The following is a 17,166-nucleotide window of genomic DNA, read 5'->3' as shown; positions in this document are numbered from 1 at the left end:
GAGACCGTCGAGGACAGTCGTGAACTCAGCCACACGCCACCTCCGGCCGGGCGCGCTCGAACATCACGTCGCGGCCGCGCGGCAGGAATCGCTGGCCGCAATCGACGTACAGGGTCTGTCCGGTCACTCCGCGCGAACCGATCAGGTACGCAACCGCTCCGGCCACCGCGTCGGCGCCGACCGGACGGCGGAGCAGGTTGAGGCTGGCGACGGACGCGAATTCCTCTGCGGTCTGGTCCGCGCTGGCGAGCGTCAGACCCGGCGCCACCGCATTGACCCGCACCCGTGGCGCCAGTGCCTGCGCCTGCATCACGGTTGCCGCAGCCAGTGCCGCCTTGGCGCAGGTATAGGCGAAGAAGTCCGGGTTCAGGTTCGCCAGCTTCTGATCGAGCAGGTTCACCACCGCGCCGTCCGCGACGTCGTCCTGTCGCGCCAGCGCGTCGGCCAGCAGCACGGGGGCGGTGCAGTTGATCGCGTAGAGCCGGGCGGCCAGCGACGCATCGCTGTGCGGCGGGGTATCGAACGCGAACGCCGATGCGCTGTTGACGAGCCCGTCGATCGGGCCCGCGACATCGCGCGCGCGGTCGAACAACGCAATCGGATCGGCCAGGTCGCCCTGCACGGTGCCGGCCGCGCCGACCTCTTGCGCCAGCGCCTCAGCCTCGATGCCCGAAGCGCCGTGGTGGATCACTACCCGGTGCCCCTCCGCCGCTAGCTGCCGAACGATCGCCGCGCCTAGCCGCTTCGCGCCGCCGGTAACCAGAACGGTTCGCGTCAGCATCCCATCAGCGCCAGCACTTCCTTGCGGCTGCGGTCGTCGTCGCGGAACACGCCCATCATCCGGCTGGTCACCATGCCGACGCCGGGCGTCCGCACTCCGCGCGCCGCCATGCAGGCATGCGTCGCCTCGATCACCACCGCGACGCCCAGCGGTTTGAGGTTCTCCCAGATGCAATCGGCGACCTCGGCGGTCAGCCGTTCCTGCACCTGCAACCGCCGCGCGAAGCCGTGGAGCACCCGCGCCAGCTTCGAGATGCCGACGACATGGTTGCGCGGCAGATAGGCGATGTGCGCCTTGCCGATGATCGGCGCCATGTGGTGCTCGCAATGCGACTGGAACGGAATGTCTTTCAGCAGCACGATCTCGTCATAGCCGCCGACCTCCTCGAACACCCGCGACAAGTGGAGCGCGGGATCGTCGCGGTAGCCCGCACAATATTCGCGCCAAGCCTTGGCCACCCGGCGCGGCGTATCGACCAGCCCCTCGCGCGTCGGATCGTCGCCCGCCCAGCGGATCAGCGTCCGGATCGCCTCCTCGACATGCGCGGGCACATCGCCCGGTGGCAGCGCCTCGACCAGGTCGCCGTCGTCGGGAGAAGTAGCGGTCGTGTCGGTCATCCGGTTTCCCTAACGTAAGTTCGATTCTGCAACTGTTTCATTCGAGGAACAACTTGAAAAACCTCCGTCTGCGTTAGCGTAAAAGCATTTGACGGACGAATGTTTTGCACGCAGCCTCCATACCGCAAGCATGAATATCGACGAAACGGCAAGAGACCGTCGCGATGGTGGAGGATGTTGATACCATGAAGAAGATGGAATTGCTCTGTGGCTGCGCACTCGCGCTCGTTGCTGCAGCGCCGCTCGCCGCGCAGACTGCGAACACCACCTCGTCGCAGAATACCGCACCGACCAACGGCCCTGGCCAAGAATCGACCGCCGCGGCGCAAGCACCCGCACAGACCTATGGCGAGGACGTCGTCGTCACCGCCCAACGCCAGTCGCAACGGCTCCAGGACGTGCCGATCGCGGTCAGCGCCTTTACCGCTGAGAATCTGGAAAGGCAGCAGATCGTCAATCCGGTCGCGCTTCAGCAGACTTTGCCCAACGTCACCTTCACGAAAACCAACTTCACCAGTTCGAGCTTTACCATCCGCGGCATCGGCGACCTGTGCGTCGGCGTGACCTGCGACAGCGCGACCGCCATCCACGTCAACGACATGCCGTTGCTGACGACTCGCCTGTTCGAGACCGAATTTTTCGATCTCGAACGAATCGAAGTTCTGCGTGGGCCCCAGGGCACGCTGTTCGGGCGCAACGCGACGTCGGGCGTGGTCAATTTCATCACCGCAAAACCCGACCTGTCGGGCATCCACGCCGCAGGCGAAGCCGAATACGGCAATTACGATTCGAAGCGCGTTCGCGGAATGATCAACCTGCCGCTCACCGAAACGTTCGGGGTGCGCCTTGCGGGCACGTATCTCAAGCGCGACGGCTATACCAAGAACCTGTACGACGATTCGCGGATCGACGACCGCGATCTGTACGCGGTGCGCGGCACCGTGTCGTTCGAGCCGACCAGCGATACCCGGCTCGACCTGATGGCCTATTACTTCCGCGAGGACGACAATCGCAGCCGCATCCAGAAGCAGCTCTGCAATCGCGATGCGACGGGCGTGCTCGGCTGCTCGCCCGATCGCCTGGAATACGAACACCCCAACGGCAATTCGACGCTCGCAGGCGTGCAATCGTCGCGCGAGTTCCTCGGCATCGCGCTCGGCGCGCTGGGGCCGGTCTTCACCAACTTCGGGCTGCAAAGCATCTACGGTGCCGACACCTATACCGGCGTCGTCAACCCTGCCGATAACCGGACCGTGCGGGTCGACTTCACGCCGACCTATTTTGCCGAAGAAGAACAATATATGGGCAAGTTCTTCCACGATTTCGGCCACGTGTCCCTGAACCTGACGGGTGGCTACACGCGCAACGTCGTCCAATCGCGATCGGACTACAATCTCGCGGTCGAGAACAGCTATCTCAACAATCCTGGGCTCGTCGCGCTGAACGCAGTCGCGGGTCTGACGGCGGCGCAGGCGGCGGCCACGTTCGGCGCGGCGGGCCCGGCGATTCCCGGCCCGATCGCGGCGGTGCGTAACACCCTTATCCCGAACGGTCCCGCCGGCGGCATCTGCCAGTCGAGCAACGATCCGAACAACGTCGGCGTCTACGGCGGCAACACGATCGGCTGCCGCAGCACCAGCATCGACTTCGACGAATCGAGTGAGACCAACAAGCAATATTCGCTGGAAGGCCATATCGACAGCAGCTTCGACGGTCCGTTCAATTTCTTGGTAGGCGGCATCTATGTCGACAAGCGCACCTACAACAACAGCTATTACGTCAACGCCTTCGGGCTCGATTATGCCGCGGGCCTGCTCGGCGCGGCGCAGACGATCGGGGCCCGGTTGGCGGGGGCTACCACCTATCCCAACACGTTCCGCGCCTCGCCATTCTACCGCAATAACACCGATTTCTATCGGCTGAAATCCTACGGCATCTTCGGTGAGGCCTATCTCGACCTTGGCGACTGGATCAAGTTCACGGCCGGATTGCGCTACAACAACGACAAGAAGTTCGTCCGCGCGCGCACGACGTACCTGCAGGATGCGAACGGACTGGCGGTCGTGGTTCCATACGGTTCGACGAACATCGCCCAGGCGATCGGCTATTCCGGCCTCGATTTCGACGCGAACACGCCCGGCAACCAGCTTTTCGCGGAAGGCGGCGTCGGCTTCGACCGGATCACCGGGCGCGGCGTGGTGGACTTCAAGATCACCCCCGACAATCTTCTGTATGCCTCCTACTCGCGCGGCTACAAATCGGGCGGCGTCAATCCGCCGCTGTCGGCGGTGTTCTCCGTCCCGACGACCTTTGTGCCGGAAAAGGTCGACTCGTTCGAGATCGGATCGAAGAACACGTTCGGCAACGGGCGGTTACGGCTCAACCTGACCGGCTTCTATTACAAGTACCAGGGGCTCCAGCTCAGCCGGATCGTCGCGCGCACCGCAGTCAACGACAACGTCAATGCCGACATCTACGGCGTCGAGATCGAGTCGGTCGTCAGTCCCATTCCGGCGTTCGTCGTCAACATGAACGCGAGCTACCTGAAGACGAAGGTCTCGGCCGACAAGTTCCTCGCCAATCCGCGCGACCCGTCAGGTGGCCGATCGGACGCGGTGATCATCAAGGACCTCACCAACGCATCGAACTGCGCGGTGGTCCCGACCGTCGCCGGCAATGCGGCGGGCGCCAATGCTTTCGTCACCGCGATCAACGGCGCGGTCGGGCTGCGCGCGCCGACCGCGGTGGCCGGCACCAACACCACCGGTGCTTTCGGAATCTGCTCCGCCTTGCAGGCGCAGGCCGCAGCCATCGGCGCCGCGTTCGGCGGGATTTCGGTTCTGGGTTCGGGTGTCGAAGTGAACATCCGCGGCAACCGCCTGCCGCAAGCGCCGACCTACAAGGCGTCGGTGGGCGCGCAATATACGATCGACATCGGATCGAGCGGCTGGACGGTCGTTCCACGCGCCGACCTGAACTATACCGGCGGCTTCAGCGCCTCGATCTTCAACGACACCATCGACCGGGTGCAGGGTTACGAGATCGTCAACGCCCAGCTTCAGATCAACGGGCCGAACGAGCGTTTCTACGCCCGGGCGTTCGTATCCAATCTGACCGAGAACGATGCGATCACCGGTCAATATGTCACCGACCAGTCGTCCGGGCTGTTCACCAACGTCTTCACGGTCGAACCGCGCCGCTACGGCATCGCGGCCGGGTTCAAGTTCTGAGCGCGGGTCCTGCCACGGCGGTCACAGGGGGCAGGACTCGCAACCCGAAGTCCCCTCGTCCGTTACCCGGCGAGAGGAGACGGACATGACGGATTTGAAGAAGGGCGACGAAGTGACCTGGAACTCGCACGGCGGCACCGCGCATGGCCATGTCGAGAAGAAGATCACCACGACCACGCACATCAAGGGTCATACGGCCAAGGCGACCAAGGACGAGCCGCAGTACGTCGTAGAGAGTGACAACGGCGGCAAGGCGGCGCACAAGGCGGACGCGCTCAAGAAGGCGTGATCCCTCGGGTGACGCCCGGGGGCTGAACGAACGCAAACGGGAAGGAACGACATGGCTACCGCGAAGACGACCGAAAAGAAGCCTGCGGCCGAAAAGAAGCCTGTGGCCAAGAAGCCGGCGGGCGAGAAGGCCGCCGCGACGCAGACCAAGGAGGGCACGGGAATCCATGCCCCCGTCCAGCCCTCGCCCGAACTCGGCGCGATCGTCGGCAACGACAAGCTGCCGCGCAGCCAGGTGATCAGCAAGGTCTGGGAATATATCAAGGCGAACAATCTCCAGAACCCCGAGAACAAGCGCGAGATCCTCGCCGACGACAAGCTCCAGAAGGTGTTCGGGCGCGACAAGTGCACGATGTTCGAGATGAACAAGTACATCTCGCAGCATCTGAAAGCCTGATCCGGTATGGAGGGCGGGCACACCGCGCCGCCCTCCGCCGATTGACCCCGCCGTCGGCGCCGCGTAATCGCCGCCACCGTGCCCCCGTAGCTCAGCCGGATAGAGCGACGGTTTCCTAAACCGTAGGCCGCGTGTTCGAATCTCGCCGGGGGCACCACCGGCGGCGGCGGATCAGTTGAGCGTTTCCGGTGGCACGACCCGCAGCGGCAACGGCGCCACTGCGACCCCGTCGTCGATCAGTGCCTTGGCTTCCGCCAGACTGGCGCTGCCGTGGATGGTGGCATGCGCTTCCTCCCCCGCGTGCATGGCGCGCGCGCGTTCGGGAAAGGCGCCGCCGACCCATTTCGATCCTTCGAGCATCTTCGCCTGCGCAGCGGCGATCGCCTGCATGGCCGCGTTCGCGCCGCCGACGACGCCGCCGCGCTGGCTGCCCTTTGCCGCGATATTTGGCGCCATCGCCGCCTTGACGACCGCTGCATCATCGCAGACCGGGCAGCGCACCTGCCCGGCCGCCGCCTGCGCATCGAAGGCCGCACCCGAAGCGAACCATGCCTCGAACACATGACCGCCGCCGCATTTCAGATCGAAGACGATCACCGCGCCAACACCGGGGCCACCACCGGGATCGCGCGGCGATGCGCCAGCACCGGTATCCGCGCCCGCACGTCCACGGTTCGCGCGTCGTCGATGTCGACGAAAGCCAGACCCGGTGCCCCGCCCATATCGAGCACCACTTCGCCCCAGGGATCGACGACCAGCGAATGGCCATAGGTCGCGCGACCGTCGGCATGGACGCCGGTCTGCGCCGCCGCGATCACCCACGCCGCCGATTCGATCGCCCGTGCGCGCAGCAGCACCTGCCAATGCGCCGCGCCGGTCGGTCGAGTGAACGCCGCGGGCACCGCCAGCACCTGTGCCCCGGCCTCGCTCAGCGCTGCATACAGCGCGGCGAAGCGCAGATCGTAGCAGATCGACAGGCCCAGCACGCCCATCGGGGTCGCGACAACCTGCGCGGTCTCGCCGGGTGCGTAGGCCGCCGACTCGCGCCAGCTCTCGCCGCTCGGCAGGTCGACATCGAACAGGTGGAGCTTGTCGTAACGGGCGACCAACTCGCCGGCCGCATCGATGACGAACCCCCGGTTGGCGAGCCGCCCGTCGCCGCGTCGCACCGCGAGCGAGCCGATGTGGACCCAGAGCCCTGCCGCCCTCGCAGCCTCGCGGACCGCGGCGAGGACCGGATCCGCCTGCTCCGCCACGATCGCCTCGCCCGCGCGGGCGCGATCGCGGTCGATCAGGTTCGACATCTCGGGCGTGAACAGCATTCGGGCGCCGGCTGCGGCAGCGTCATGGACAGCGGCGACCAGGGTTTGGGCATTGGCGGCGGGATCGATCCCGCCGGTCATCTGGAGGACCGCTGCCTTCACGATCCCAGGAGCGGATCGAGCTTGCCCGCCCGGTCGAGCGCGGCCAGATCGTCCGACCCGCCGATATGCCGTCCGTCGATGAAGATCTGCGGCACGGTGGTGCGTCCGTTCGCGCGCTGGATCATCTCGGCGCGTCCAGGCCCGCCCATGGTGATGTCCTTTTCCTCGGGCTGGATGCCCTTGGATGCGAGGAGCGCCTGGGCGCGGGTGCAATAAGGGCAGAATGCCTTGGTGTAGATTTCGACGATTGCCATGCCCGACAGGTGCGATTCCGCACCCCAATTGTCAATCGTCGCTGCCCAAAACACGCGCCCAGCACAACACCGACACGGATCGCGCACCCGCCTTCAGCAACGCCGCAGTACAGGCCTCCGCTGTCGCGCCGCTGGTGTGGACGTCGTCGACCAGCACCACCGCCGCCCCCGCCACGTCCGCGCGAACCACGAACGCCCGCGCCACCGCAGCGCGGCGCTCGCGCCCGCTCAAACCTCGAAGCACGGGCGTGTGGCGGGTCCGCGCCAAGACGTCGACGCTGACCGGCACGTCCGCGATCCTCCCGACCGCGCGCGCGATCAGCGCGGCTTGGTTGTAGCCGCGCCGCCACAACCGCCAGCGATGGAGCGGCACCGGCACCAGCCAGTCGACCCCATCGGGCAGCAATCGCGCCATCGGCCGCGCCATCGTCTCGGCGACCCCCGCTCTGCCGCCGTATTTCAGCCCAAGCGCCAGCTTTCGCGCAACATCGCCGTAAGCCACCGCCGCACGCACCCCCGCATGCGCAGGCGGTGCCGCCATACACGCCGCGCAGATCGTGCCAGCGCCGCGGTCATAGGAAAATGGCGTACAGCACCGCGCGCACCACGGCGGCCCCAGAAAGCGGAGCTGGTCCCAGCATTCGGCGCAGAAGCGATGATCTTCGGCCACCGGCACGCCGCAAGCCGGGCAGCGCGGGGGCAGCGCGGTCCTCACGATCGTGCGGAATGGCGCGCTGAGCGGAGCGATCAGGGTCACGCCCTCTTGTCGCGCAACCCCCGCGCGCCCACAAGTCGTGGCGTGAACCACGACATCTTCGATCGCACCGCGCGCCGTCACCGTCGCGACCGCGCCGTGCCGGGCTATCGCGCGCACGATTTCCTGCGCGCAGCGATGCTCGACGGCATCGCCGACCGGCTGGCAATCGTGACCCGCGGGTTCGACGCAATTCTCGATCTCGGCTGTTTCGACAGCGGGTTCGCAGCGCCGCCGGACGCGCGCGTCGTGCGCTGCGACGCCGGGCTCGGCTTTGCCCGGGCGGCGGGCGGCGTGCAGGCGGACGAGGACCGCCTGCCCTTTGCCGATGGCGCGTTCGATCTCGTGGTCAGCGCGGGCGTGCTCGACCAGGTCAACGACCTTCCGGGTGCGCTGGCGCTGGCCCGTCGCGCGCTGAAGCCTGACGGATTGTTCCTGGCCGCGTTCGTCGGCGCGGGATCGCTGCCCCGCCTGCGCGCGGCGTTGCGCGAGGCCGAGCCGGAGCCCCCCACGGCGCGGATCCATCCGCAGATCGACGTGCGATCGGCGGGCGACCTGCTGGTCCGCGCCGGCTTCGCGCTGCCGGTGGCGGACGTCGAGACGCTCGACGTCGGCTATTCCGATCTCGGACGGCTGCTGGGCGACCTGCGCGGCATGGCGGCGACCAACCTGCTTCGCAACCGCGCGCCGCTGAGCGCCACTACGCTCGCCGCAGCCGCCGCCGCTTTTGCAGCGCAGGCTGACCGGGACGGCCGAATCCGCGAGCGTTTCGACATCGTCTTCCTGACCGGCTGGGCCCCCGACCCTTCGCAACCCAAGCCCGCCAAGCGCGGTAGCGCAGGCGCGTCGCTGGCCGCGGCGCTCGGCAAGCGCGAATAGCTCAGCCGAGCAGCGGCGCCGATGGTTCGAGCGCCACCCCGGCGTTGACGGCGACGGCCTCGGCCCACACCACAACCTTGTCGACCTCGTCGGCATGCAGCTTGGCGCCGTCGTCCTGCTCGCGCACGCGGTCGGTTGCAGCATAGGCCGAGCCGTCCTTGGCGTTGCGCGCGAACTCGCCGCCGCGCGCGATCGCCTCGACATCACGGGCCATAAGAGGCAGCTTATAAAGCGCAGTCAGCGCCGCCACCGCGACGGCGGGCTCGGCGAGCAGCGTCTCGCTGTTGAGTGTCCGCACGCGTTCGGGGAACTGCCCGACAAGGCGCGCAAACAGGTCGGCCTGCGCGATCCACCCGACGGCGGCCGCCTGGATGTCGGTCAGCCGAAGATAATCGGTGGGTTCGAATCCGAGATCGACCATGCCGTCCGCCAGCTGCTTGGTGAGCAGATCGCGCACCCACAACCGTCCCCACATTCCCTTCCGCGCGATCGACGTCAGGAACACCCGAAGCGGCGCATAGAGCAACACCGCCTTTGCGTCCGGACGCAGCGCCAGCATCGCAGGTGCCAGCGCATTGACGACGTTGGACGGCTTGATGATCGTCGCTTCACCCGCCTCGAACGGCCGGGTCAGCAGGTGCAACGTACTGTCGAGCACCTCGCCGATGCGCGCCGGGGCACCGCCGCGGTGCCGCCATCCGACCAGGTCGTTGAGAATGACCGGCTCTTTTAGCGTGGATGCTACTCCCGGACGGTCCAAGACGCGCGCCAGCAACGTCGAACAGCAATAGGCCGAGTGGAAGATGAAATGGACTGCGTTCCCGCTCGCGGCCTGGGGCAAAGCGTCGCTGCGCGGTATGACGATCGGTTCGGCGGCACCGGGAAGGAATTCGTCGGTCAGGAAAGTCGCGCTGCTGCGTGCGGCCCGATCCGCCGACACGAAGTGGACGGCATCGGCCTGAGCATCGTATCGGTGCGCGAGCCATCGTGGGTCGGTCAGCGGCGCGGTCAAGGGCATCCGGATCGGGGACATGCGCGGACCATGCCATAACATGGGGCATCCCGTCACGGGCGGTCCGATCCAGATTCTGCTTGGCTCGGCGGACCTGAACGTCGTAGCAAACATGAGTAGCTATTCGCCGTGGAGTCCTCCGATGCGTACCCTGTTCGCCTTGACCCTGGTCGGTGTCGCCAGCGCAGCGGTTGCCCAGCAGCCGCAGCCGCCCTCGGCACCCAAGCCCGACAAGATGATTTGCAAGCGCTCGGCCGAGATCGGCTCGATGATCCCCACGCGTAAGGAGTGCCATACGCGCAGCGAGTGGAACGCTATGGCGCAGTCCGCTCGCATCGCGGGGCAGGAAATGATGGACCGACGGGTCAGTTCGACGCCGCAGGGTCAATAGGCGTAACTGCCGTGAGCGCGTCGCTCCAGCACCTGCTTCAGGCCGCCGATACGGCGCAGCGTAGTGGCGACGTCAGGCGCGCGGGCACGCTGTTCGAGCAGATACTTGCGATCGCCCCCGATCACCCCGGAGCGCTGAACGCGCTCGGTATGCTGCATCTGGGACACGACGATGTGCGGTCGGCCGATCTGTTCGCCCGCGCTGCCGCTGCCGATCCGAACGGCGTACCGCTATGGATGAATCTCGCTTCGGCTCACCGCAATCTTGGCGAAGTCGAAGCGGAACGCGCCGCGCTCAACCGAGTGCTGGCGATCGATCAGCGCGACGTGATGGCCAACGTCCGGATCGCCGAACTCCACGAGCGATTGGGCGAAGACGAAGCGGCGGGGTTCCGCTGGGGCGGGGTCGCCACGGTGATCGGATCGATTCCCAACCGTCCGGCCGCGCTCGACCAATTGTTCGAGCGCGCAACACAGCGCGTCGCGGCACGCGGCGCCAAATTGGCCGAGGACATCGATCGCGCGCTCGGGCCGGCGCGCGCCGCGACCGACGGGGCGCAGCGACGGCGATTCGAAGCATGCATCGATGTCATGCTTGGGCGTCGCGCGGTCTATGCGCCCGCGCCGCATGGCCTCCATTTCCCGTTCCTGCCCGCCGATGAGTTCTTTCCGCGCGCGCACTTTGCATGGATGGAGGCGTTCGAGGCAGCAACGCCTGCCATTCTCGCCGAACTGGAGAAACTGCTGCGCGAGACGGATTCAGGCTTCGCACCCTATGTCGCGCTCACGCCCGGAACACCGCAGAACCTGTGGAGCGCACTCGATCGGTCGGACAGTTGGAGCGCGCGCTATCTGTGGCGCCACGGTGTCCGCGACGACGCGCTCTGCCTGCGGTGCCCGGCCACGGCGGCGGCGATCGAAGCGGTGCCCAAGGCCGAGGTGCCGGGCCGCGCACCGACGGTGTTCTTCTCCGTGCTGAAACCGGGCGTGCATCTTCCGCCGCATACCGGCATCAGCAACATCCGTTCGGTCGTTCACCTGCCGCTGATCGTGCCTGAAGGCTGCGGCTTTCGCGTCGGTGGGGAGACGCGGGCGTGGCGGGTGGGCGAAGCGTTTGTGTTCGACGATACGATCGAGCACGAAGCATGGAACCGGGGCGATTCGCTGCGTGCGGTGCTGATCCTGGATGTATGGAACCCGCATCTGGTGGCGGCGGAGCGGGACATGGTGCAGACGTTGTTTGCGGCGCTCGGCTCGCAGATGGATGCCGGGGGGGCGTTGGCGGATTAGCGAACAAGGGGAGGCGCAGTGATGACGATCCGGTGCGTGATGATGGCTACAGCATTGGCGGGAACGGTACAGGCGGTGCCGCTTGCAGCACAGGATGCTGCGGAGATCGCGGCGATGCGGGAGCGCAACGATCGCATTCAGTTCGCCAACTATCCGCGCGACGCATTGCGGCGCGGTGAGGAAGGCGTGGTCGGCATCAGCGTCACCACGGACAAGCAGGGCCGGCTGCGCGATTGCGTGGTCAGCGTGAGCAGCGGCTTTCCGACGCTCGACCGCGCCAGCTGCGACTTCCTCATCGATCACGCCAGGATGCGGCCTTACCTGGCACCTAACGGCGGCGGTATCGTCCGGCATCAGCAGGGCCGAGTGGTTTGGAAGCTACCGCCCGGCGGACCGCGCGCAGTGGCCGTTCCGGCGGCCGCCAACAACACTGCCGCTCTCGGCGAAAAGAAGATCTGCCGGGTCCAGACAAAGACCGGGTCGCTGGTTTCCAGTCAGCGCATCTGCCTAAGCCGCAACGAATGGCGCCGACAGTACCTTTACGCGCAGGAAGAGACTCAGGATATGAAGCCGCACTTTCTCCCGGGCGAATGATCGGCGCGTCGGCGACCAGCGTCATCCTGCGTCTGTGACGGCACCCTGATAGCTGTCGATTGTGGTGAATATTTCCATCAGCGCTGCGCGCTCAACGTCGCTGAGTTCGGGCCGCCAGATCTCAAACAGGAGGACGACGCGGGTGCGCGTTCCCCGGTTCCACGCCTCGTGCTCGATCGAGTCGTCGAACACCAGCGCCTCCCCCTCCTGCCACGTCCGCGTCTCGGCACCGACCCGCAACCCGCAGCCCTCGGGCGCGATCAACGGCACGTGGCAGATCAAACGCGTGTTGAGCATGCCGTGGTGCGGGCGGATGTGGGTGCCGGGTTCCAGCCTGGAAAAGATCGCCATCGGCGACCGGCCGGCGATCACCGGCATCGGTGCGAGGCCCAGCGCCGCCATCGTCGCCGGGCAGCGCGCGGCGTTCTCCGGCACGATTTCGCCCGCGCGCCACAGATGGAACGCGCTCCACCGCGGATCGTCGAGCAACGGATTGGCCGGAAGCGCCCGGCCGGGCGTCGCCTGGACATAAGGCGCGAAGCCGACGGATTCAGCGATAACCGCCTCCAGTTCGGCGCGCATCGCGGGAATCGCGCGCTCCACTCCGGCCAACCACGCGAATTCGTTCCGCTCGAAGAACGCTCGCTGCGCCAATCCCGGAAAGTAGAACATCGACGGCTGCTGCAGGTACACCTCGCTGCGCCCCAGCAGCAGGTCGAGCGACTGGCGTATGCGCGCGCCGCCTGCACCCGCACCCAGCCCCAAATCGGCAATCGCCTGTTCCAGATGCGCTGCGAACCGCTTTTCGACCTCAACCAGCAATGTCTCGCCTAGGCGCAGCAGCGGCACCAGCCCCGGTGCGACCTGCGCACCCGGCTGCGTGGCGATGTTCAGCGCGGTTCGATATAGCGACTGCGCCGCGCGATCGTCGCCGCCGCTCGCTTTCGACGCCGCAAGGAGCAGCAAGCCCGCCAGATTGCGCGGTTCGATCCGCAGCAGCGCCTCCAGCGCAGCCTCCGCTTCGGCGATATCACCAAGGCCCTGCGCCGTTTGCGCGATCAGCAGCCACGGCGCGATACCGCCCGCGTCCGATTTCAACGGCCATAGCCGCGCACGGGCGGTGGCCAAATCGCCGCGCCGCAATGCCGCAGCGCCTTCGCGCAGCATCGCATCGACCCGTCCGCGCGTCGGCATCGTCATCGGCCTGCCCTCAGTTACTGAACACGTCTGATGAGGAACGGGCGCCCCTTGCCAACCGTCGCGCGGAACCCGCCGAAGCCTGCTCGCACGATGCGGATCGCCGCGCCCTTGGGCGGCGGCGATCCCAGAGGTTCGGCGTTCTTCCAAACGCCGTTGCCGGTCAGCGCGATGAGGAACCGACCGTATTCGGCGGGGCGAACCGCAGCGACGATGCCGTCGATTTGCTGCACCGCGGCCAGTGCGTCGCTGCTATCGGTGGCGGCCCGGCCCGGTCGCGCCGCGGGCAAGCCGAAGACCTTGCGCTTGGCGGTCACCACCTTGCTGCGATCGAGCGTAACCAGTTCCCCCGAACTGCGCGCCGCAGCGACATCGGCAATCGCACGGTCGAAGCAGCGCAGCCGCTCGGCATCGTCCCCCGTCGCCCGGCACGCGAGCATCGCCGCTATGCTGCGCGTCCCCTCCTCGGCTGCGGTGGCGACCGATGGAATGACGAGGACCAATCCAAGCACGCATCCCAAAACCAAACTGTTCCGCACAATCAGCCTCCCTGGCTCGGCGCCGACCCGCCGTCTTGCGGTCCGCTCACTAGCATGCCAGCGCAATGCCATGGTGTGGCATTATGGTCACGCTGGACAAGTGTTGTCGCTCCGACGTCACAAAGCGTCAATCGGCCGTTGCATCGTGGCGACCGGTGCAGATAAACAATGTCCAATCCGGGAATGACCTGGGCAAGCTCATTGCCATTGAGCTGACCACAAGGGGGTTATATGACGTCTTCTGCTGCTCGCGCACGCCTACTCGCCTCGACGCTTCTCGTCGGTGCCGCATCGCTTTCCACATCCGCCTTCGCGCAGGCCGCCCAGTCCACCGACGGTGCCTCCGGCATCCGTGCGGGCGGTGCCGCCGCGACCCAGTCCAACACGCCGGGCGCCAATGCGCAGGGTGAGACCGGGATGACGACCTCCGAAGCCGCTCCGAACACGGAGACGAGCTCGGGCGACATCGTCGTCACCGGCTCGCTGATCAAGAACCCCGCGCTGATCGCGTCGGCGCCCGTTCAGGTCATCGGTCAGGAAGAAATCAAGCTTCGCCAGTCGAACACGGCGGAAGAAATCCTGCGCAACCTGCCCGGCGCGGTGCCCAGCATCGGCTCGGCGGTCAACAACGGCAATGGCGGCGCTTCGTACGTCGATCTTCGCGGCCTCGGCTCGTTCCGCAACGTCGTCCTGCTCGACGGCAACCGGATCGCGCCGTCGGGCTTGGTCGGCCGCGTCGACCTGAACAACATCCCGTTGGCGCTGGTCGAGCGCGTCGACACGCTGACGGGCGGCGCGGCGACCACCTACGGCGCGGACGCGGTGTCGGGCGTCGTCAACTTTATCACCCGTTCGGACTTCTCGGGCGTCGATGCGTCGATCTCGAACCAGCTGACCGAGCGCGGCGATGGCAATTACGTCCGTGCCGACGTCACCATCGGCGCGAACTTCGACGACGGCCGCGGCAATGCGGTGTTCTCGATTGGCTATCAGCAGGCCGATCCAGTCTATCAGGGCGCACGCGACCAATCGTTCTTCGGGCTCAACTCGCTCGATCCGAACAACCTGGCGCTCGCCGGTTCGGGAACGGCGGTTCCTGCCACCTTCTCCGGCACCCGTCCGCTGGTCGGCGGCGTTCCCAGCACGACTCCTGCGTTCATGCAGACTGGGACGACCACGGTCATGGGTGTGGTCACCCCGGTGCTGGCACCGGTGACCGGCGGCTTGGCGAACGGCGGCAACCGCCAGCTCAATGCGGCCGGGCAGGCTGTCGCGGCCTATGCGCCGTTCAACTTCAATCCCTACAACATCTTCCAGACGCCGTTCCAGCGCTTCAACATGTATGGGGCCGGCCATTACCAGGTCTCCGATACCGTCGAGTTCTACACCCGCGGCCTGTTCTCGAAGAACACCGTCCAGACGATCGTCGCACCGTCGGGGGCGTTTACCGCCTCCGTCACAGTGCCGCTGAGCAATCCATATCTGCCGGCAGCCCTGCGCTCGCAGATCTGCGCCTTCAACGTCGCGCCGGCGGTGAACGGTGTCACCGCGGCTGGGATGGCAGCGTCGGGTCAGATCGCGTACACACCGCGGTTCACGCCCGCCGAGTGCGCCGCCGCAGCGACCGCAGTCAGTCCAACGGACCCCAATTTCCGTACCGCAACGGTCAACGTGTCCCGGCGCACCACCGAAGTCGGTCCGCGCATTTCCGATTTCCAGACCACGATCTTCGATTATCGGGCGGGCATGAAGATCGGCATCACCGAGGGGCTTAACCTCGACGTGTCGGGCGGTTACGGCGAGTCCGAGAACACGCAGACGCTGCAAGGGTACGTGCTGACGTCGCGACTGCGCTCGGCGGTGTACGCGACCAACACCACGACGTGTCTGACCGGCGCTCCCGGCGGCGCGGCTTTGGGTGCGGCCACGGGCTGCGTTCCGGCGAACGTCTTCGGTGCGGAAGGCACGCTGCTGGCCAATCAAATCCCGTATCTGACCGGCGAGAGCACGACCACGACCCGCACCTCGCTGGCTCAGGCCCGCGCAGTGCTCAATGGCGACTTCGGCTTCGCTTCGCCGTTCGCCAACGACTCGATCGGCTTCGCGGCCGGCGCCGAATATCGCAAGTATAATGCCTCGCAGCGTTCGGACACGCTGGCGCAGACCGCTGGCGAGCTCGGCGGCGCGGGCGGCGCGGCACCGAACGTCACCGGCGGGTACGAGGTCAGCGAAGGCTTCGGCGAGTTGATTGCACCGCTGATCCAGGATCGCGCTTTCTTCCAGAGCCTGACGCTGGAAGCAGGCATCCGCTACTCGCACTACAAGGTGGATGCACCGACCTCGCCGACCTACAACACCACCACCTACAAGGCAGGGGGCAGCTGGGAGCCGGTGTTGGGCCTGAAGGTTCGCGGCAATTATCAGCGCGCGGTCCGCGCGCCGAACATCAGCGAGCTGTTCTCGCCGGTGAACACGGGTCTGACCAACCTTTCGACCGATCCGTGCGCGGGCGCCAACCCGGTCGGCAGCGCTACCCTGCGCGCGGTTTGCATCGCGCAGGGCGCACCGGCCGGAACCATCGGCTCGATCGACAATCCCACCGCCGCCCAGGCCAATGTCACCAGCGGCGGCAACCTGAACCTGCGGCCGGAAAAGTCGGACAGCTACACGGCGGGCCTGGTAATCCAGCCACAGCAGTTCCTGCCCGGCTTTTCGGTCACGGTCGATTACTACAACATCAAGGTGAAGGGTGCGGTATCGTCGTTCACGCCGGGCGACATCATCACCCAGTGCTTCGGTGCTGCGCCGTACACGACCGCTTCGGTTGCGAACCCCGCCTGCGCGCAGATCGGGCGTAGCCCGATCACGGGCCAGCTTTCCGGCGATCCGTCGAACACGCCGGGCCTGCTGACCGCGATCTCCAACCTGGGCACGATCAAGACCGACGGTATCGATCTGGGGATCAACTACCGCCGCGACCTCGGCAGCTTCGCCAAGCTGGCGCTGTCGTTCGCGGGCAATTGGACGCACGATTCGAAATTCCAGGCGGCGCCTGGCCTGATCAATCGCGAGTGCACCGGCTATTATTCGGTGAACTGCGCATCGATCCAGCCGGAGTTCTACTGGAACACGCGTGCGACGTTGTCCTTCACCGACAACATCGACGTGTCGGTCCTGTGGCGTCACATCGACGGCGTGAAGCAGGAGCCGGAGGATGCGCTCAATGGCAACGGTCCGCTGTACTCGGGTGTTGTTACTCCTCTCGGGGGAGGCACCTACAACCTCGCCAGGATCCCGGCGTACAACTACATCGACCTGTCGACCCGCTTCAACGTGGCCGATCACTTCGACCTGACCTTCACGGTGCAGAACCTGTTCGACAAGAGCCCGCCGTTCGTCGGCGCGACCGCCGGAGCGACCTCGTACAACAGCGGGAACACCTATCCGTCGACCTATGACGCGCTGGGTCGCCGCTACGCAATCGGTGCGCGCATCCATTTCTAGAGCGCGTTTGGGGGCG

17 protein-coding genes and 1 tRNA gene are annotated in these 17,166 nt (G+C 66.4%); 9 read left to right on the top strand and 9 right to left on the bottom strand.

The window, feature by feature from the left end:
• Positions 1 to 25 precede the first annotated feature (25 nt).
• Both ACE5C1_RS02600 and folE read right to left on the bottom strand, forming a co-directional pair.
• Positions 26 to 781: an SDR family oxidoreductase gene (locus tag ACE5C1_RS02600; protein ID WP_374942493.1), complete on the bottom strand. Its 756-nt coding sequence runs from the start codon at positions 779 to 781 to the stop codon at positions 26 to 28.
• Positions 775 to 1,398 carry a GTP cyclohydrolase I FolE gene (folE, locus tag ACE5C1_RS02595; RefSeq protein ID WP_374942492.1) on the bottom strand — a complete coding sequence of 208 codons (624 nt, stop codon included), beginning with the start codon at positions 1,396 to 1,398 and terminating at the stop codon, positions 775 to 777. The genes ACE5C1_RS02600 and folE overlap by 7 nt, the downstream gene beginning before the upstream one ends.
• A 185-nt stretch (positions 1,399 to 1,583) precedes the next feature.
• Between folE and ACE5C1_RS02590 the strand changes: the two genes are divergently transcribed.
• The 4 genes from ACE5C1_RS02590 to ACE5C1_RS02575 all read left to right on the top strand — a co-directional run bounded on the left by ACE5C1_RS02590 (position 1,584) and on the right by ACE5C1_RS02575 (position 5,470).
• A complete protein-coding gene (locus ACE5C1_RS02590; RefSeq protein WP_374942491.1) occupies positions 1,584 to 4,628 on the top strand; it encodes a TonB-dependent receptor in 3,045 nt (1,014 codons plus the stop codon).
• Between the two features lie 85 nt (positions 4,629 to 4,713).
• Complete coding sequence (locus ACE5C1_RS02585; protein WP_374942490.1) at positions 4,714 to 4,917, top strand: DUF2945 domain-containing protein; 204 nt, start codon at positions 4,714 to 4,716, stop codon at positions 4,915 to 4,917.
• A 102-nt stretch (positions 4,918 to 5,019) separates the two neighbouring features.
• Positions 5,020 to 5,313, top strand: coding sequence for an SWIB/MDM2 domain-containing protein (locus ACE5C1_RS02580; RefSeq protein ID WP_374942547.1), 294 nt, complete (start codon positions 5,020 to 5,022; stop codon positions 5,311 to 5,313).
• Positions 5,314 to 5,393: 80 nt separating this feature from the next.
• A tRNA-Arg gene (locus tag ACE5C1_RS02575) sits at positions 5,394 to 5,470 on the top strand.
• Between the two features lie 14 nt (positions 5,471 to 5,484).
• Here ACE5C1_RS02575 and ACE5C1_RS02570 read toward each other — a convergent pair.
• Genes ACE5C1_RS02570 through ACE5C1_RS02555 form a run of 4 tightly spaced genes read right to left on the bottom strand, consistent with a single transcriptional unit; the run spans position 5,485 to position 7,739 of the window.
• Positions 5,485 to 5,910, bottom strand: a complete 426-nt coding sequence (locus ACE5C1_RS02570; RefSeq protein ID WP_374942489.1) for a DUF1178 family protein — start codon at positions 5,908 to 5,910, stop codon at positions 5,485 to 5,487.
• On the bottom strand, positions 5,907 to 6,737 hold the full coding sequence (locus tag ACE5C1_RS02565; RefSeq protein WP_374942488.1) for a carbon-nitrogen hydrolase family protein: 831 nt from the start codon (positions 6,735 to 6,737) through the stop codon (positions 5,907 to 5,909). The genes ACE5C1_RS02570 and ACE5C1_RS02565 overlap by 4 nt, the downstream gene beginning before the upstream one ends.
• The gene (gene grxC, locus ACE5C1_RS02560; protein ID WP_374942487.1) at positions 6,734 to 6,991 is read right to left on the bottom strand and encodes a glutaredoxin 3; all 258 of its coding nucleotides are present in this window, start codon (positions 6,989 to 6,991) and stop codon (positions 6,734 to 6,736) included. The genes ACE5C1_RS02565 and grxC overlap by 4 nt, the downstream gene beginning before the upstream one ends.
• A gap of 31 nt (positions 6,992 to 7,022) precedes the next feature.
• On the bottom strand, positions 7,023 to 7,739 hold the full coding sequence (locus ACE5C1_RS02555) for a ComF family protein (RefSeq protein WP_374942546.1): 717 nt from the start codon (positions 7,737 to 7,739) through the stop codon (positions 7,023 to 7,025).
• 15 nt (positions 7,740 to 7,754) lie between these two features.
• On the opposite strand from ACE5C1_RS02555, the gene ACE5C1_RS02550 reads away from it, so the two are divergent.
• A complete protein-coding gene (locus tag ACE5C1_RS02550; protein WP_374942486.1) occupies positions 7,755 to 8,624 on the top strand; it encodes a class I SAM-dependent methyltransferase in 870 nt (289 codons plus the stop codon).
• Position 8,625: 1 nt separating this feature from the next.
• Here the strand turns inward: ACE5C1_RS02550 and ACE5C1_RS02545 are convergent, their stop codons facing one another.
• Entirely contained in the window at positions 8,626 to 9,642 is a 1,017-nt protein-coding gene (locus tag ACE5C1_RS02545; RefSeq protein WP_374942545.1) for a hypothetical protein, read from the bottom strand.
• Between the two features lie 136 nt (positions 9,643 to 9,778).
• Here ACE5C1_RS02545 and ACE5C1_RS02540 point away from each other — a divergent pair, with 136 nt between their 5' ends.
• Genes ACE5C1_RS02540 through ACE5C1_RS02530 form a run of 3 tightly spaced genes read left to right on the top strand, consistent with a single transcriptional unit; the run spans position 9,779 to position 11,910 of the window.
• Positions 9,779 to 10,027, top strand: coding sequence for a hypothetical protein (locus ACE5C1_RS02540; protein WP_374942485.1), 249 nt, complete (start codon positions 9,779 to 9,781; stop codon positions 10,025 to 10,027).
• 11 nt (positions 10,028 to 10,038) lie between these two features.
• Positions 10,039 to 11,316, top strand: a complete 1,278-nt coding sequence (locus ACE5C1_RS02535; protein ID WP_374942484.1) for an aspartyl/asparaginyl beta-hydroxylase domain-containing protein — start codon at positions 10,039 to 10,041, stop codon at positions 11,314 to 11,316.
• Between the two features lie 21 nt (positions 11,317 to 11,337).
• Positions 11,338 to 11,910 carry an energy transducer TonB gene (locus ACE5C1_RS02530; protein WP_374942544.1) on the top strand — a complete coding sequence of 191 codons (573 nt, stop codon included), beginning with the start codon at positions 11,338 to 11,340 and terminating at the stop codon, positions 11,908 to 11,910.
• 21 nt (positions 11,911 to 11,931) lie between these two features.
• Here the strand turns inward: ACE5C1_RS02530 and ACE5C1_RS02525 are convergent, their stop codons facing one another.
• Positions 11,932 to 13,110, bottom strand: a complete 1,179-nt coding sequence (locus ACE5C1_RS02525; protein WP_374942483.1) for an aspartyl/asparaginyl beta-hydroxylase domain-containing protein — start codon at positions 13,108 to 13,110, stop codon at positions 11,932 to 11,934.
• 14 nt (positions 13,111 to 13,124) lie between these two features.
• Complete coding sequence (locus ACE5C1_RS02520; RefSeq protein WP_374942482.1) at positions 13,125 to 13,619, bottom strand: hypothetical protein; 495 nt, start codon at positions 13,617 to 13,619, stop codon at positions 13,125 to 13,127.
• A gap of 258 nt (positions 13,620 to 13,877) precedes the next feature.
• On the opposite strand from ACE5C1_RS02520, the gene ACE5C1_RS02515 reads away from it, so the two are divergent.
• Complete coding sequence (locus tag ACE5C1_RS02515; protein ID WP_374942481.1) at positions 13,878 to 17,150, top strand: TonB-dependent receptor domain-containing protein; 3,273 nt, start codon at positions 13,878 to 13,880, stop codon at positions 17,148 to 17,150.
• Positions 17,151 to 17,166 lie beyond the last annotated feature (16 nt).

Origin of the sequence: Sphingomonas sp., assembly GCF_964263785.1 — a bacterium.
Taxonomy (GTDB): domain Bacteria; phylum Pseudomonadota; class Alphaproteobacteria; order Sphingomonadales; family Sphingomonadaceae; genus Sphingomonas.
This window is presented reverse-complemented; position numbering and strand designations above follow the sequence as displayed.

Excerpts from the sequence above, each read along its gene's own strand:
- ACE5C1_RS02525 (WP_374942483.1), bottom strand. The coding sequence starts at position 13,110 with ATGACGATGCCGACGCGCGGACGGGTCGATGCGATGCTGCGCGAAGGC.
- ACE5C1_RS02585 (WP_374942490.1), top strand. The coding sequence starts at position 4,714 with ATGACGGATTTGAAGAAGGGCGACGAAGTGACCTGGAACTCGCACGGC.
- ACE5C1_RS02600 (WP_374942493.1), bottom strand. The coding sequence starts at position 781 with ATGCTGACGCGAACCGTTCTGGTTACCGGCGGCGCGAAGCGGCTAGGC.
- ACE5C1_RS02590 (WP_374942491.1), top strand. The coding sequence starts at position 1,584 with ATGAAGAAGATGGAATTGCTCTGTGGCTGCGCACTCGCGCTCGTTGCT.
- folE (WP_374942492.1), bottom strand. The coding sequence starts at position 1,398 with ATGACCGACACGACCGCTACTTCTCCCGACGACGGCGACCTGGTCGAG.
- grxC (WP_374942487.1), bottom strand. The coding sequence starts at position 6,991 with ATGGCAATCGTCGAAATCTACACCAAGGCATTCTGCCCTTATTGCACC.
- ACE5C1_RS02530 (WP_374942544.1), top strand. The coding sequence starts at position 11,338 with ATGACGATCCGGTGCGTGATGATGGCTACAGCATTGGCGGGAACGGTA.
- ACE5C1_RS02540 (WP_374942485.1), top strand. The coding sequence starts at position 9,779 with ATGCGTACCCTGTTCGCCTTGACCCTGGTCGGTGTCGCCAGCGCAGCG.
- ACE5C1_RS02545 (WP_374942545.1), bottom strand. The coding sequence starts at position 9,642 with ATGCCCTTGACCGCGCCGCTGACCGACCCACGATGGCTCGCGCACCGA.
- ACE5C1_RS02515 (WP_374942481.1), top strand. The coding sequence starts at position 13,878 with ATGACGTCTTCTGCTGCTCGCGCACGCCTACTCGCCTCGACGCTTCTC.